Genomic DNA, 13158 nt, shown 5'->3' with positions numbered 1-13158 from the left:
AGCTCTCGGGGATGAGGACGGGGAAGTAGGCGTTCTGGACGCCGGTCTCCTTGAACCAGCCGTCGAGGTGGTCCTGGAGACCCTCCCAGAGGGCGTACCCACGGGGGCGAGTCACGATGAACCCACCCATCGGGGCGTAGTCGGCGAGGCCTGCCTTCCGGACGACTTCGGCGTACCACTCGCCGGGGCTGTGCTGCTTCGACTCGGTGATTCCGAGTTCCTGTGTCTCGTCGCTCATACGTGGTGGTCTGTTGCGGGTCGCTTAAACGCGGTGCGTTTCGGTCGGGTGAGAAGGTGGGGAACGGTGGCTCAGGAGCCACCCGGCGGGAGCGGCTGGGCGACCGAACAGGGCGGCGAGGTGGTCGTCGTGCCGACCCGAGCGTGTCGGTCGGTCATACTCGGTGGGAGTACGCAGGCTCACAAAAACTCGACGGTGGGGTGCGAACGTTCGTCGTGGGGCCACGACTCACGCCACCCGAACCACCAAGTTCGACTCGCCGCTCGTTCGGGCCATGCCCGAAACCGTCGACCTCTCCGCGGACGACGCGGAGGCGGTCCACGCCCTCTACCAGCAGTACGGCTGGTGGGACGACCGCACGCTCGTGGAGACCGAACGCGCACTGGCGAACACCCCGGTCGCGGTCGGTGTCCGCCAGGGTGACGAACTCGTCGCCAGCGCACGGGTCGTCACCGACTACACGTTCTACGCGAACGTGTTCGACGTGATTGTCGCTGAGGACCGTCGTGGCGAAGGCGACGGCGAGCAGTTGCTCCGCGGCGTCGTCGAGCACCCCGACCTCGCGGCCGTGAACCCCACACTGCTCTGTCGGGAGGGTCTCGTCGCGTTCTACGAGTCGTGTGGCTTCAAGGCGTATCCGGAGTCGGTCGACGTCCCGGAAGGCGGCCGCGAGGACCTCCATCGACTCGTCTACTCGCGCCCGGACGACGACTGACCGCCTCAGACGACGCCGACCAGCAGTTCGAGGACGACCAGCGCGACGATACCCGAGCAGATGGTCCACAGCACCGACTCGGTGTACCACGCGACGAGCGCGGCGACGGCTCCCGCGACGATACGCAACGGTGTCACCGCCGCCGTCCCCGACCCCTCGCCGCCGAAGACGAGCGCCGGGACGACGAGTGCGGCGAACACCGCGGGCGGGACGTAGCGCAGCGCCTGCTGGAGTCGCGGCGGGACGCTCCCCGTGCGCTCGAACACCGCGAGGAAGGAGAAGCGGACGGCGAACGTCCCGACGCCGGCGACGAGGACGACGGCCCAGAGCAACGCCTCACGCACGGTCCTCGCCTCTCGTCTCCGGGTCGGTTCCGACGACGTGCTCGGCGACGACACCGGCGAGGACGCCCGCCAGCGCCCCGACGACCAGCCCGAGGTTGAACGGGGCCGTGGCGAGGACGAGCGCCACCGTTCCGCCGACCAGTGCCGCCGTGCCGGACGCCCGTCCCTTCGTCGCGGGGACGAGCAACGCGAGGAACGTCAGCGGGACGGCGAACTCCAGTGGGACGCTCTCGGGGACGCTCGCACCGACGACGACGCCGACGACGGTACAGGTCTGCCAGACGACCCACACCGAGGCCGCGACGCCGAGGTAGTACCACGGGCGAGCCACGTCGTCCGCCTCGAAGCGAGTGACCGAGAGCGCGAACGCCTGGTCGGTCAGCAGGTAGGCGACCGGGACGCGCTCGCGCAACGAGAGGCCGTCGAGGTACGGTGCGAGCGACGCCGAGTACATCATCATCCGCAGGTTGATGACCAGCACGGTGAGGACGACGACGGCCGCGTTCGCGCCCGTCCCGAGCAGGTCGATGGCCGCCAGTTGCGACGCACCGGCGAAGACGAGCACCGAGAGACCGACGGCCAACTCCGGCGGGAGGCCGGCCGCGACGACGGCCGCGCCGGCGACGAGGCCGAAGGGGACGATGCCCAACAGGAACGGGGCGACGTCGCGTATCCCGGCGACGACGGAGGCACGGCGGTCCATACGGGGCGAGGGACCCGCCGAGGGAAACCCGGTTCGGTTTCGGCACTTCGTACCACCGCCGTCGTCACTCCGCGTCCGGTCCGACCGCGAACGGACTCGCCGACTCCTGCCACTCCCACCCCGGCAGGCGCGTCTGGACCCCCGCCGCGAGCGCGGCGTCCAGGTCGTCGAGGCCTGCACCCTCCGACTCGTCACCGTGGACGTGGACGTCGGCGTAGTGGAACGTCGCCTCGGCGAGCGTCGTCAGCGGTTCGCCGCCCGCGATGGTCGCGGCGAGCTTCCGTCCGAGTTGCTCGTCCACGACGAAGCCGGGATAGTCGCCCTCCACGTCCAACTCACGGAGGATAGCGACGAGCGCGGCGACGTTGACCGCGCGGTCCCCGTCGGCGAAGACGGCGTCGACTTCCTGTCGGTATCGTTCGGTCGAGACGCCCGCGACGTCGGTGCCGAACAGCTCGCCCAACTCGGCGCGGACCTCGGTGATGAGCGGTGCTATCGGCCGGTCACGGACGAATTCGTACTCCTCACGGACCCGTTCGGGGGTGACGTTCATACCCTTCGCAGGCGACGGAACCACGTCGGCTTTGCGAAGGCTTTTATAATCGTGCAGGTATACCCCCAGATAACGCGGGTTTTCCGGACCGTCTCCACGGTCACGACTCCCTAGCATGACGTACTGCTTCGTTCCGACGCTGGCCACGCTCCGGGCTTCCGGAGGTTCGTCTGTCGGCCACGCGTCACGGAACCCCGCCCGTCCGAGCCAGCTATGAGCACGGTAGAGAAGCAACTCGACGACCTGAAAGCACAGATAGCCGACGAGGTTCCCGACGACATCTCCATCTCCGACGTGAGTTACGAGGGACCGGAACTGGTCATCTACACGCGCGACCCGAAGAAGTTCGCGCAGAACGGCGACCTCATCCGGACCCTCGCGGGCCGCCTCCGCAAGCGCATCACCGTCCGCCCCGACCCGGACGTCCTCTCCCGACCGACCGACGCCGAGAAGGAGATTCGGAGCGTCATCCCCGAGGAGGCGGGCGTCACGGACCTCGACTTCCACGCCGACACCGGCGAGGTGGTCATCGAGGCCCAGAAACCCGGCATGGTCATCGGCCGTCACGGCTCGACCCTCCGGGAGATAACCCAGAAGGTCGGCTGGACGCCCGAAGTCGTCCGCACGCCGCCCATCGAGTCCTCGACGGTGTCGAACGTCCGCAACTTCCTCAAGCAGGAACGCGAGGACCGCCGGGACATCCTCGAACGCGTCGGGCGACAGATCCACCGCAAGGAGATGTCCGACGACGAGTGGGTCCGCATCTCCACCCTCGGCTGTTGCCGGGAGGTCGGTCGCGCCTCGTTCGTCCTCAACACGCCCGAGACGCGCATCCTCATCGACTGCGGGGACAAGCCCGGCGCGGAGGGCGAGGTGCCGTACCTCCAAGTGCCCGAGGCGCTCGGGGCCGGCGCACAGAACATCGACGCCGTCGTCCTGACGCACGCCCACCTCGACCACTCGGCGCTCATTCCGCTGCTGTTCAAGTACGGCTACGACGGCCCCATCTACTGTACGGAGCCGACACGCGACCTGATGGGGCTACTGACGCTCGACTACCTCGACGTCGCGGCCAAGGAGGGACGCGCACCACCGTACGAGTCCGAGATGGTCCGCGAGGCCATCAAGCACACCATCCCGCTGGAGTACGGCGACGTCACGGACATCGCGCCGGACATCAAACTCACCTTCCACAACGCGGGCCACATCCTCGGGAGCGCCGTCTCGCACTTCCACATCGGCGACGGCCTCTACAACGTCGCGTTCTCCGGTGACATCCACTACGACGACACGCGCCTGTTCAACGGCGCGGTCAACGAGTTCCCGCGCGTCGAGACGCTCGTGATGGAGTCGACCTACGGCGGACGCAACGACTTCCAGACCGACCAGGCGGACTCCGAGCGCAAACTCGTCGAGGTCATCAACGAGACCTACGACAAAGGCGGGAAGGTCGTCATCCCCGCGTTCGCGGTGGGTCGCTCACAGGAGATCATGCTCGTCCTCGAGGAGGCGATGCGGAAGGGCAAGATTCCGGAGATGCCCGTCCACCTCGACGGGATGATCTGGGAGGCGACGGCCATCCACACCACCTACCCCGAGTACCTCCGCGACGAACTGCGTGACCGTATCTTCCACGAGGACGCCAACCCGTTCCTCTCCGAACAGTTCAACCACATCGACGGCGGCGAGGAGGAACGCCAGGACGTCGCCGACGGCGACCAGTGTATCATCCTCTCGACGTCCGGGATGGTCACCGGCGGCCCAATCATGTCGTGGCTCGAACATATCGGCCCCGACGAGAAATCGCGGATGGTGTTCGTCGGCTACCAGGCACAGGGGACGCTCGGCCGCCGAATCCAGAACGGCTGGGACGAGATTCCCATCAACGGCCGCGGCGGGCGCTCGAACACGCTGCAGTTGAAGATGGACGTCGAGACCGTCGACGGCTTCTCCGGACACGCCGACCGACAGGGCCTGATGAACTTCGTCCGGACGATGAACCCCCGGCCCGAGAAGGTGCTCTGTGTCCACGGCGACGAGTCGTCGGTGCAGGACCTCTCCAGTGCGCTCTACCACGAGTTCAACATGCGGACGTTCGCACCGAAGAACCTGGAGACGTTCCGGTTCCGCTGACAGGCCGACGCGGCCGACGGGCGGGAACCCGGTGACCGTGACGTTCCTCTTGTGACTCGTATCGACTGCCCGGACTCGTTCGACCGACGAGCGACCTCGCGGTGACCGACGACAGGTCGGTCCAGAAGAGCGCGGACGTGCCCGACGACGCGCCGACGGTCCGCTCGGTCTACTGGAACCGGCGGCGACCCGAGACGTGTCACTACCGCTGGTCGGGGGTGGAACTGGAGTAGACGGCACACACGGACGGGCGGGACGCCTGCCGGAGCGGCGGCGCCGTCGGGACCTTCGGTGACTGTCGGCCTGACGGCCCAGCGCGGCCGCTCGGTGGCGTGTGGCGAAGCGAGACGCGACGGACGGCGAGACGAGTGGAGCGTTCCCCGAGTGCGGATAGCCGTCGGGTTCCGGGCCAAACCCGACGGCATCGCGGTGGCGGCCGATTTTTCTGCCGGTGTAGACGAGAAAAGCGTCGTTTGCCGGCGTACGACAGTATGACTGTCCTCATATAAACATGATGGGGTTCGCGTCGGGAAACGACCTAAACCCCTCCTGGCCCTCGGTGTCGGCATGCACCTCGGAGCCGACCTGCAGGCGTTCGGCGAACGTGACTGGGATACCGATGTCGAGACGACACTCCGCGTCGCACTCGTCGGGATGGGTGGGTTCGCGCGCAACGCTGCCCTCCCCGCCATCGCCGACGCCGACTACTGCGACCCGACGGTGTTCGTCACCGGGTCGCCCGACGACGTGACCGACCTCGCGGCCGAACACGGCGTCGAGCACGTCGTGGACTACGACGCCTACGCCGACGGCGAGGCCGCCGACGCCTACGACGCGGTGTACGTCGCCACGCCCAACGCCCTCCACCGCGAGCACGTCGCCGCGGCCGCCGACCTGGGGAAGGCCGTCTGCACCGAGAAGCCCATCGCCGACACCGTGGCGAACGCCGCGGCCACCGTCGACGCCTGCGCCGCGGCCGGCGTCCCGCTGATGGTCGCCTACCGGATGCAGCTCGACCCGGCGATGCGCCGCCTGCGCGAGCACCTCCCTCCCCTCGTCGGCGACGTCGTCCAGTTCCACGGCGACTTCACCTTCGACGTGATGGGTGGCTCGCGGGGCCCGGACCAGTGGCGACTCGACCCGGCCCTCGCCGGTGGCGGCGCGCTGTTCGACGTCGGCGTCTACCCGCTCAACACCGCCCGGTTCCTCCTCGGAACGGACCCCGTCGCCGTCTCGGGGTTCACGAGCGGCGACGACCCGTTCGACGGCACCCCACGCCGGGACGACGACGGCGCGTACCGCGCCGCGGACGAACACGTCGCGTTCACCGTCGAGTGGCCCGACTGCACCGGGTCGTTCACCGCCAACTTCTCCGGGCAGTCGAACGCCACGCTCTCCGTGGTCGGGAGCGAGGGCCGCCTCCGCATCGAGGACGCCTTCCAACCGGACCACGAGCGACGGGTCACCGTCGAGACGGACGCGGGGACGGCCGACCTCACCCTCCCCGCGACGGACGAACTACGCGAGGAGTTCGACTACTTCGCCCACCAGGTCGCCACTGATGGGGGTATCGAACCGGACGGCGAAGACGGCCTCACCGACGTGCGGACGATGGTGGCCGTCTACGAGTCCGTGGCGACCGGCGAGCGCGTCGAGTTGTAGTGGAGACGGGCGGCCCGCCCGCCCGAGCAGGGCGTTACAGCCGTCGGTCACGCAGCGCCGGGAACTCCGTACGGACCTCGGCGACACGCTCGGGGTCACAGTCCGCGACGACGAGCGCCGGGTGGTCGTCCGAGGCGGCGAGCGCGGTCCCCCACGGGTCGTAGACGGTCGAGCGGCCACAGAGTCGGGCGTCCTCGAACTGCCCGACGCCGTTGGCCGCCCCGACGTACAGCAGGTTCTCGACGGCCCGCGCTCGCGGGAGCAGTCGCCAGTGCTCGACGCGCGGGTAGGGCCACGCGCTCGGCACCGCGACGAGCGTCGTGCCCGCGTCGACGAGTCGTCGGTAGAGTCCGGGGAAGCGCAGGTCGTAACAGGTCGTCGTGGCGACGGTGAACCCCTCGAAGTCGACCGTCGGCAGGGACTCCCCGGCGACGAGCAGGTCCGATTCGGCGGAGTCGTAGCCGAACAGGTGGTGCTTGCGGTACACCGCCCGCCGCTCGCCCGTCCGGTCGAGGAACACCGAGGTGTTGGCCAGTCCCTCCGCGGCGGGACCGCCGTCGGTCGTCGCCAGGTCCTCGACGATGCTCCCGGCGACGATACCGACCTCGTGGTCGCGGGCGGCCTCGGCGAGTCGGGTCAGCGTCGGGCCGTCGAGGGACTCGGCGCTCCGGGCGTAGCTGTCGAACGCGAAGTACCCCACCGTGAACAGTTCGGGGAGGACCACGAGGTCGGCGTCCCGGTCGGCGGCGTCCGCGACGGCGGCCACCGCACGGTCGACGTTCCCGCCGACGTCGGTCGGTTCGACGTCGAGTTGGGCGAGTGCGAGACGCATCTACCCGAGTTCCCGTCGGAGTGCCCGTTCGAGGTTGTCGAGTTCGCCGTCGAGGTTGCGCTCGAAGTACTTCTCGACGCCCGGTAGCTTCCCGTCGACGGTGAAGCGGTTGGTGAGACGTGTACCGCCGTCGTGGGGCGTGAGTTCGTGTTCGCCGACGACGCGCATCACCTTCGAGCGGCCGACGAACCGAACGTACTCCGGCGGTTCGACGTCGGTTTCCCGCGTCTCGATGGTGGTCGTGCGGTTGACCAGCGGGATGGGGAGTTTCACGTGCCAGGTGGCGGTCCCCTCGCCGGTCACCTCGAACTCGTCGACGACGCTGATGGGTTCGGCGCGTTTGCGAGGGTCCGAGATGAACGCCCACACCGACTCGGGCGAGGCATCGAGGTCGAACGTTCGCTCGACACGTACGGTCATGGAGGTACTACGAACCGCAGGTAAAAACTACAGTGGGGTTCCGGTCAGGCACCGGGGGTTACGCGCCACGTCGTCGACTTGGCGCGGCCCCACTTCTCGATATCGACGTCTTCGGTGTTGTCGGCGAGGCGGGGCAGGCGGGCACCGACCTGCTTGGCGGTGAGTCCGACCCCCTTGGCGATGCGCTTGGCGCGGAAGTACTGATCGCCCTTCGAGACACTGTCACGAAGATACTCGAGGATGCGCTGGTCTTCCTCGCTCAACTCTGCCATGCCGCGGCCTAGGCGACTCGATGGATTAACGGTTACGGCCCGCGGCCGACCGCCTCGCCGTCGCGTGCGCGGCGGCCGCGCTCACTCGGCGAGATGCAACACGGTGATGAGGAGGCCGGCGGCGAGCATCGCCGCGGCGAACCCCCACCCCGAGAGCACCTTCATCCCGTCGAAGGCGGCGACGAGCATCACCAGCGCACCGCCGACACCGAGCGCACCGAACAACAGACCCAGTCCCAGACTCATGTCGGAACCGACTGACGCTTCCATACACCTCGCTCGTGGAGCGACCGGATAAACCCCGTCGATTCGTCACACCACGTCGTGTGGGCGCTCGGCCCCGTCGTGCCGGTGACGAGGGCGACCCGCTACGGGGCGTCGACAGCCATCGACGGCCGGGGTCAGCGAGCGGTACCGGCCGCTGTACCGGGGACGCGGTCGCCCTCGGGAGGCCGTCGCTGGCGAGCGTCGGTCCCACGCTACTCGGCCGCCGACCGTAGCGGTCCGTCTCGGCTAGTCATACACCCTTTTGTGACGGGCGCGAGAAGGCGATGCCATGAGCGACGACCCGACCGACGACCCCACCGACGAGGAACCGAGCGACGAGGAACCCATCGTCAGCGGCGACGAGGAGAGCGACGAGGAGAAGTCCTTCCGCGAGCGCGTCGAGGAGATTCGACAGGAGCGAGCCGAACAGCGCGAGAGCGGGGAGGGCGAGCAGTCGCCCGAGGAGCGCCTCGAAGAGGCGTTCGGTGGCGGTGGCGGTGGCGGCCCCGGCGGGATGGGCGGCGGTGGCAACCCGTTCGCCCAGATGATGGGCGGGATGATGGGCGGCGGCGGTGGCCCCGGCGGGATGGGTGGGGGCGGTGGCGGCCCCGGTGGAATGGGCGGTGGCCCCCCCGGCATGGGCGGCGGCCCCGACCCACGTGAACAGGGCGAGAACGCCCGCGCCAACGAGGAACTCGTCCGCGAGGTCCGGAAGGTCCGCGACGAGATTCACGACGTGCGCCGCGAGATTCAGCGCATCGCCGACGCGCTGGAGAACCGCAACTGAATCCGACGGCGGCCCACTGCGACGCCGATTTCTCACCACACGTTCCGCTCGTCGCCGAGTGGCGACGCCACCGCTCGCCGTGTGGCGACGAGGCGACTCAGAAGCTCCCGAGACTCGACTGGAGCGCTCGCTCGTCGGCACGCTCGGCGAGTTCGTAGCCCAGCAGGTCCCGGCGGTCGACGGCGTAGGTGGTTCCGCCACGGTCGAGCAGGAGGACTCGTCCCTTCGTCCCGCGGACCGTCCCCGTCAGGAGCGTCTCGCTCACCGGGCGGGCGTCGAGGTCCAGTCCGTAGTCGAACTCGAACGTCTCGACGACGCGGTGGTCGACCAACAGCGCGTTCCACGCGTCCTCGTCGACGCTTCGGTGGAGCCCGGCTATCTTCGTCGCCACCCGGACCTGGTCGCCGACCGTCTCGGCGACGTCGGCTTCGAGGTCACGGGCGACCCGCCCGTCGGAGACGGTGTGGATGTGGGCGGCCCGGTCCGCGCCCTGCTCGCGGAGACGTGTCTCCAGTCGCCACGAGCGGGTGACGCCCACCTTGAACACGTCGGGGGCGAACGCCGCGAGGTAGACGGCGTGTTCCTCCTGCGAGTCGGCGTTCGACTGGACCGACCACGGCACGCTGTGAACCGGACAGTACGGAGCCTCTGGGTTCGGACAGGCGTCGTGGCGCTCCGCGTCGTAGTCGACCTGCCCGACGCAGTGCCGTTCGCCGAGCGTGTACGAGAGGTCGGTTCCGGGTGCCAGGGAGAGTCGGTCGAGGTGGCCGTCGCTCGCCACGAGCAGTGCGGGGTCCCGCCGGTCGGCCGCGACGACTTGCACGTCCCGGCGTTCGATTCCGGTGGGCAAAACGCTGTCTCGACGGGTCGCACCGTGTGCGACGATGACGCAGAACGTGACGTACCGCGAGACGATAAGATATTTCACCGCTATACCGGAACGTAGAGGCTACAGTCATGGTCCCCCTCCAACCAGCGACGCAGTACGTCGTCGGGATGACCGCGGCCGCACTGGCCGCGTTCGTCCTCGGCGCACGCGTCTTCCTCCCCGACGTTCGACCACTGGCGTTCGCCCGCGAGTTCCTCCGGACGGACTGGCGGTACATCGGTCTCGCCTGGGTCGTCACGTTCTGCGTCAACGAACTCGCACACCGCTTCCACGCCGACCGGACGTTCACCAGCCACGTCTACGAACTCGAAGGGTCGGCCGTCGCTAGTTTCCAGTCCGTCGTCGGCGTCGCCCCCGAGTGGGTCACCTACTCGCTGACGGCCTTCTTCACCGTCGCGTACCTCGTCGCCTTCCCGTTCATCGTGCTGTTCACGTACTTCAAGCTGAAGGCCCACGACGAGACGCAGGCCCGTCGCTACGCGATGGCGTACGTCGCGCTCGTCCTCGCGGCGGTGCCGTTCTTCCTGCTGTTTCCCGTCGGGATTCCGGGACTCTACCTCCCGGTGGTCGACCCGCTCATGCTGGAGTTCGACCCGGTCATCCGTGCCGGCGTGCTGGCCACCGACACGCTCGTCAAGGCGTTCCCCAGCCTCCACACCGGCCTGTCGGTACTCGCGGCGCTGTACGCTCGAAACGCGACCGAGAACTACGCACGAGTGGTGAGCGTCCTCGCGTTCGTCATCGTGCTGTCGACGCTCTACCTCGGCATCCACTGGCTGACCGACGCGCTGGCGGCGGCGGTGCTCGCTACCGGTGTCTACTGGTTCAGCCAGCGTATCGACCCCGACCGAATCAACCCCATCGCTCGCGGGGACTGAGTCCCCGCCGGTCGGCGTCCCCACCGGTTCGGGTCGGTCACCCTCACGTCATCCGGTCTCACCGCGGCCCGCGAACGCTTTTGGCCGAGTCGTGCGTCGGTGTCCCATGGCCTGTCCCTATCTGGAGTACCGCGCGGCGGCCGCCGAGCAGTCGTTCGACACCGAGCGAGCGTACTGTACGGCCGTCGACGCGTTCGTCCAGCCGATGCGAGCGGACGTCTGCAACGACCGGTACGCGCTCGACCACGAGACGGACTGTGAGTTCTACCGCGAGGCCGAGGGGCTGTGAGCTACCGGGCGTTCCTCGACGGCGAGCCAGCAGTCGTCACCGCGGCGCTCACCGGCGGCGTCCACGGCAAGGAGGCGAACCCGAACCTCCCCGAGACGCCCGAAGAGATCGGTGAGGCGGCCGCCGCCTGCCGCGAGGCGGGCGCGAGCATCGTTCACGTCCACGCCCGGCAGGACAACGGCGAGCGCTCGTTCTCGACCGAGCGCTTCCAGGAGATCGACGACGAGATTCGCGCCCGAGCGCCGGACCTCGTGATTCAACACTCGACGGGGGCGACCGGTGCGCCCGACGAACAGCGCCTCCAACCCCTTCGAACCGACCCCGCCCCCGAGATGGCGAGTCTCGACATGGGGCCGGTCAACCGCTACCACCACCTCACGAGCGAGAACACTCGCGGGACGGTCGACACGCTGTACGACGAGATGCGCGAGCGGGGCATCAAACCCGAACTCGAACTGTTCAACGGCGGGCAGGTGACCGAGACGTACCAGTTCCTCGAACGCCGTGACCTCGTCGACCCGGTCCACACGACGCTCATCTTCGGGTCCGGGAGCCTCACACGCCCGACACCCGAGAACTTCCTCGCACTGATTCACGACCTGCCCGAGGGGGCGACGTTCAACACGCTCGGGTTCGGCCCCCACCAGCTCCCGTTCGCCACGATGGGCCTGCTGTTCGGCGGCCACGTCCGCGTCGGCCTGGAGGACAACGTCTACTACCGCCGTGGGGAACTCGCCGAGAGCAACGCCCAACTCGTCGAACGCGTCGTCGACGTCGCCGAGACGCTCGGGCGGCCCATCGCCACGCCCGACGAGGCGCGCGCCGTCCTGAACCTCGGGTAGCGCGAGGGGGCGTCGCGCTCGCTCGCCGCCCCGTCCGGACCGGCAGGTGACATCGACGTCACCCGGTTCCTGCCGCGTCCGCGGGATGCTATACGTCCCAAGAGCGTAGGCAGGCACGTGACCGACGACATCGACATCAGCGCGGAGCGACCGGCCAGCACCATCGCGGTGGAGGGCACCGACCACGTGACGCTCGTCGGGTCGAACCCCGAGGACACCGTCGCGTTCTACCGCGACGTGCTCGGGATGCGCCTCGTGATGCGTCAGCCCAATCTAGACCGCTCGGAGGTCGAACACCTCTTCTTCGACGCCGGGGACGGACGGCTCGTCACGTTCTTCTGTGAGGCCGACCGGGAGTCCGCCGAGGACCAGGCCCCCGGCGTCGGCGCGGTCCACCACCTCGCGTTCCGTCTCGACCCCGCGCAGTTCCGCGAGACCCGCGAGAACCTGCAGGAATCGGGCCGACGCTTCTCGGAGTTCGACCGCGGGGCGTTCCACAGTCTCTACACGAAGGACCACAACGGCCTCGTCGTCGAACTCGTCGCGGACAAGTTCGTCGTCCCCGACGACCGGCGGGCCGAGGTTCTCGCCACCGCGCACGCCCATCGCGTCGAGGCCGGGGCGGAGTTCGTCCGCGGCGAGGACCTCGCCGCCGCCCTCGAATCGCTCGGCCTCCCCGTCGAGGAACACGACCTGCCCGACGCACCAACCGGGACGGACGTGCCCGTGGAGCGAGCCTGAATGGAGGGGACGCCCGACGAGTTCGGTTCGGGCTATCGCCTGCTGTCGAGCGTCGTCGTCCCCCGGCCCATCGCGTGGGTCGGCAGCTACGACGCCGACGGGACCGCGAACCTCGCGCCGTACTCCTTCTTCAACGTCGTCTCGGCCGCGCCCCCGGTCATCTACTTCGCGCCGGGTGGCACGGGCGAGGACCGGAAAGACAGCGCGAACAACGCCATCGAGAGCGAGGCGTTCACCGTCCACGTCGTCACCCGCGAGTTCGCCGAGGCGATGAACGCGACGAGCGCGGCGCTCGACCCCGACGAAGACGAGTTCGAGCACGCGGGCCTCGAACGGGTCGACGCGACGAACGTCCACGCGCCCCGCATCGCGGACGCGCCGGTCGTCCTGGAGTGTGAACTGTACGACACGCAGGAGGTCGGCCACCAGACGCTCGTCTTCGGCGAGGTGGTCTACGCCCACGTCGACGACGGCGTCGTCACCGACGGGAAGCCGGACGTGACGAAACTCGACGCGGTCGGTCGACTCGCGGGCAACTACTACGCGACGACCGACGACCGGTTCAGGCTCGAACGACCGTAGCTCGCCCCGCC

General features: G+C 68.8%; 18 protein-coding genes and 1 pseudogene. 10 read left to right on the top strand and 9 right to left on the bottom strand.

All coding sequences use genetic code 11. The annotated features are described in order from the left end of the window. A pseudogene (locus GQS65_RS15540) lies at nucleotides 1-238 on the bottom strand (proline--tRNA ligase); the annotation flags it as partial. Nucleotides 239-512: 274 nt separating this feature from the next. On the opposite strand from GQS65_RS15540, the gene GQS65_RS15535 reads away from it, so the two are divergent. Further along, on the top strand, nucleotides 513-953 hold the full coding sequence (locus GQS65_RS15535) for a GNAT family N-acetyltransferase (RefSeq protein WP_158205543.1): 441 nt from the start codon (nucleotides 513-515) through the stop codon (nucleotides 951-953). A 5-nt stretch (nucleotides 954-958) separates the two neighbouring features. On the opposite strand, the gene GQS65_RS15530 is transcribed toward GQS65_RS15535, so the two are convergent. The 3 genes from GQS65_RS15530 to GQS65_RS15520 all read right to left on the bottom strand — a co-directional run bounded on the left by GQS65_RS15530 (nucleotide 959) and on the right by GQS65_RS15520 (nucleotide 2553). After that, nucleotides 959-1297, bottom strand: a complete 339-nt coding sequence (locus GQS65_RS15530; RefSeq protein ID WP_368280276.1) for an AzlD domain-containing protein — start codon at nucleotides 1295-1297, stop codon at nucleotides 959-961. Further along, entirely contained in the window at nucleotides 1290-2000 is a 711-nt protein-coding gene (locus GQS65_RS15525) for an AzlC family ABC transporter permease (protein ID WP_158205542.1), read from the bottom strand. The genes GQS65_RS15530 and GQS65_RS15525 overlap by 8 nt, the downstream gene beginning before the upstream one ends. A 64-nt stretch (nucleotides 2001-2064) precedes the next feature. Then, complete coding sequence (locus tag GQS65_RS15520; protein WP_158205541.1) at nucleotides 2065-2553, bottom strand: hypothetical protein; 489 nt, start codon at nucleotides 2551-2553, stop codon at nucleotides 2065-2067. A 213-nt stretch (nucleotides 2554-2766) separates the two neighbouring features. On the opposite strand from GQS65_RS15520, the gene GQS65_RS15515 reads away from it, so the two are divergent. The 3 genes from GQS65_RS15515 to gfo6 all read left to right on the top strand — a co-directional run bounded on the left by GQS65_RS15515 (nucleotide 2767) and on the right by gfo6 (nucleotide 6348). Next, the gene (locus GQS65_RS15515) at nucleotides 2767-4686 is read left to right on the top strand and encodes a beta-CASP ribonuclease aCPSF1 (RefSeq protein ID WP_158205540.1); all 1920 of its coding nucleotides are present in this window, start codon (nucleotides 2767-2769) and stop codon (nucleotides 4684-4686) included. A 101-nt stretch (nucleotides 4687-4787) separates the two neighbouring features. Beyond that, the gene (locus GQS65_RS21960; protein ID WP_267902925.1) at nucleotides 4788-4919 is read left to right on the top strand and encodes a hypothetical protein; all 132 of its coding nucleotides are present in this window, start codon (nucleotides 4788-4790) and stop codon (nucleotides 4917-4919) included. A gap of 334 nt (nucleotides 4920-5253) precedes the next feature. Next, complete coding sequence (gene gfo6 / locus GQS65_RS15510; RefSeq protein WP_158205539.1) at nucleotides 5254-6348, top strand: D-xylose 1-dehydrogenase Gfo6; 1095 nt, start codon at nucleotides 5254-5256, stop codon at nucleotides 6346-6348. A 34-nt stretch (nucleotides 6349-6382) separates the two neighbouring features. On the opposite strand, the gene GQS65_RS15505 is transcribed toward gfo6, so the two are convergent. The 4 genes from GQS65_RS15505 to GQS65_RS15490 all read right to left on the bottom strand — a co-directional run bounded on the left by GQS65_RS15505 (nucleotide 6383) and on the right by GQS65_RS15490 (nucleotide 8142). After that, the gene (locus tag GQS65_RS15505; protein WP_158205538.1) at nucleotides 6383-7180 is read right to left on the bottom strand and encodes a nitrilase-related carbon-nitrogen hydrolase; all 798 of its coding nucleotides are present in this window, start codon (nucleotides 7178-7180) and stop codon (nucleotides 6383-6385) included. After that, nucleotides 7181-7600 carry an SRPBCC family protein gene (locus GQS65_RS15500; protein ID WP_158205537.1) on the bottom strand — a complete coding sequence of 140 codons (420 nt, stop codon included), beginning with the start codon at nucleotides 7598-7600 and terminating at the stop codon, nucleotides 7181-7183. It lies immediately after the preceding gene. 44 nt (nucleotides 7601-7644) lie between these two features. Further along, nucleotides 7645-7872: a DUF7123 family protein gene (locus GQS65_RS15495; RefSeq protein ID WP_158205536.1), complete on the bottom strand. Its 228-nt coding sequence runs from the start codon at nucleotides 7870-7872 to the stop codon at nucleotides 7645-7647. Between the two features lie 81 nt (nucleotides 7873-7953). After that, nucleotides 7954-8142, bottom strand: a complete 189-nt coding sequence (locus GQS65_RS15490; RefSeq protein WP_158205535.1) for a DUF7525 family protein — start codon at nucleotides 8140-8142, stop codon at nucleotides 7954-7956. A 286-nt stretch (nucleotides 8143-8428) separates the two neighbouring features. Between GQS65_RS15490 and GQS65_RS21455 the strand changes: the two genes are divergently transcribed. Continuing rightward, nucleotides 8429-8926: a hypothetical protein gene (locus GQS65_RS21455; RefSeq protein ID WP_199268483.1), complete on the top strand. Its 498-nt coding sequence runs from the start codon at nucleotides 8429-8431 to the stop codon at nucleotides 8924-8926. Nucleotides 8927-9023: 97 nt separating this feature from the next. On the opposite strand, the gene GQS65_RS15480 is transcribed toward GQS65_RS21455, so the two are convergent. Next, nucleotides 9024-9749, bottom strand: a complete 726-nt coding sequence (locus GQS65_RS15480; protein WP_368280275.1) for a DUF2797 domain-containing protein — start codon at nucleotides 9747-9749, stop codon at nucleotides 9024-9026. A gap of 134 nt (nucleotides 9750-9883) precedes the next feature. Between GQS65_RS15480 and GQS65_RS15475 the strand changes: the two genes are divergently transcribed. The 5 genes from GQS65_RS15475 to GQS65_RS15455 all read left to right on the top strand — a co-directional run bounded on the left by GQS65_RS15475 (nucleotide 9884) and on the right by GQS65_RS15455 (nucleotide 13147). Further along, nucleotides 9884-10693 (top strand): phosphatase PAP2 family protein, encoded by an 810-nt coding sequence (locus GQS65_RS15475; protein ID WP_158205533.1) that lies wholly within the window; start codon nucleotides 9884-9886, stop codon nucleotides 10691-10693. Nucleotides 10694-10799: 106 nt separating this feature from the next. Further along, the gene (locus GQS65_RS15470) at nucleotides 10800-10982 is read left to right on the top strand and encodes a hypothetical protein (protein ID WP_158205532.1); all 183 of its coding nucleotides are present in this window, start codon (nucleotides 10800-10802) and stop codon (nucleotides 10980-10982) included. After that, complete coding sequence (locus tag GQS65_RS15465; protein WP_368280274.1) at nucleotides 10979-11824, top strand: 3-keto-5-aminohexanoate cleavage protein; 846 nt, start codon at nucleotides 10979-10981, stop codon at nucleotides 11822-11824. The genes GQS65_RS15470 and GQS65_RS15465 overlap by 4 nt, the downstream gene beginning before the upstream one ends. 117 nt (nucleotides 11825-11941) lie before the next feature. Beyond that, nucleotides 11942-12565: a VOC family protein gene (locus tag GQS65_RS15460; RefSeq protein WP_368280272.1), complete on the top strand. Its 624-nt coding sequence runs from the start codon at nucleotides 11942-11944 to the stop codon at nucleotides 12563-12565. Then, on the top strand, nucleotides 12566-13147 hold the full coding sequence (locus GQS65_RS15455) for a flavin reductase family protein (RefSeq protein WP_158205531.1): 582 nt from the start codon (nucleotides 12566-12568) through the stop codon (nucleotides 13145-13147). It begins immediately after the preceding gene. The last annotated feature ends 11 nt before the right edge of the window (nucleotides 13148-13158 follow it).

The sequence above is a fragment of the Halomarina oriensis genome, from assembly GCF_009791395.1.
Classification (GTDB): domain Archaea; phylum Halobacteriota; class Halobacteria; order Halobacteriales; family Haloarculaceae; genus Halomarina; species Halomarina oriensis.
This window is presented reverse-complemented; position numbering and strand designations above follow the sequence as displayed.

Coding starts and splice junctions, on each gene's coding strand:
- GQS65_RS15535 (WP_158205543.1), top strand. CDS start 513: ATGCCCGAAACCGTCGACCTCTCCGCGGACGACGCGGAGGCGGTCCAC.
- GQS65_RS15525 (WP_158205542.1), bottom strand. CDS start 2,000: ATGGACCGCCGTGCCTCCGTCGTCGCCGGGATACGCGACGTCGCCCCG.
- GQS65_RS15520 (WP_158205541.1), bottom strand. CDS start 2,553: ATGAACGTCACCCCCGAACGGGTCCGTGAGGAGTACGAATTCGTCCGT.
- GQS65_RS15515 (WP_158205540.1), top strand. CDS start 2,767: ATGAGCACGGTAGAGAAGCAACTCGACGACCTGAAAGCACAGATAGCC.
- gfo6 (WP_158205539.1), top strand. CDS start 5,254: ATGCACCTCGGAGCCGACCTGCAGGCGTTCGGCGAACGTGACTGGGAT.
- GQS65_RS15505 (WP_158205538.1), bottom strand. CDS start 7,180: ATGCGTCTCGCACTCGCCCAACTCGACGTCGAACCGACCGACGTCGGC.
- GQS65_RS15500 (WP_158205537.1), bottom strand. CDS start 7,600: ATGACCGTACGTGTCGAGCGAACGTTCGACCTCGATGCCTCGCCCGAG.
- GQS65_RS15495 (WP_158205536.1), bottom strand. CDS start 7,872: ATGGCAGAGTTGAGCGAGGAAGACCAGCGCATCCTCGAGTATCTTCGT.
- GQS65_RS15490 (WP_158205535.1), bottom strand. CDS start 8,142: ATGGAAGCGTCAGTCGGTTCCGACATGAGTCTGGGACTGGGTCTGTTG.
- GQS65_RS21455 (WP_199268483.1), top strand. CDS start 8,429: ATGAGCGACGACCCGACCGACGACCCCACCGACGAGGAACCGAGCGAC.
- GQS65_RS15475 (WP_158205533.1), top strand. CDS start 9,884: ATGGTCCCCCTCCAACCAGCGACGCAGTACGTCGTCGGGATGACCGCG.
- GQS65_RS15470 (WP_158205532.1), top strand. CDS start 10,800: ATGGCCTGTCCCTATCTGGAGTACCGCGCGGCGGCCGCCGAGCAGTCG.
- GQS65_RS15455 (WP_158205531.1), top strand. CDS start 12,566: ATGGAGGGGACGCCCGACGAGTTCGGTTCGGGCTATCGCCTGCTGTCG.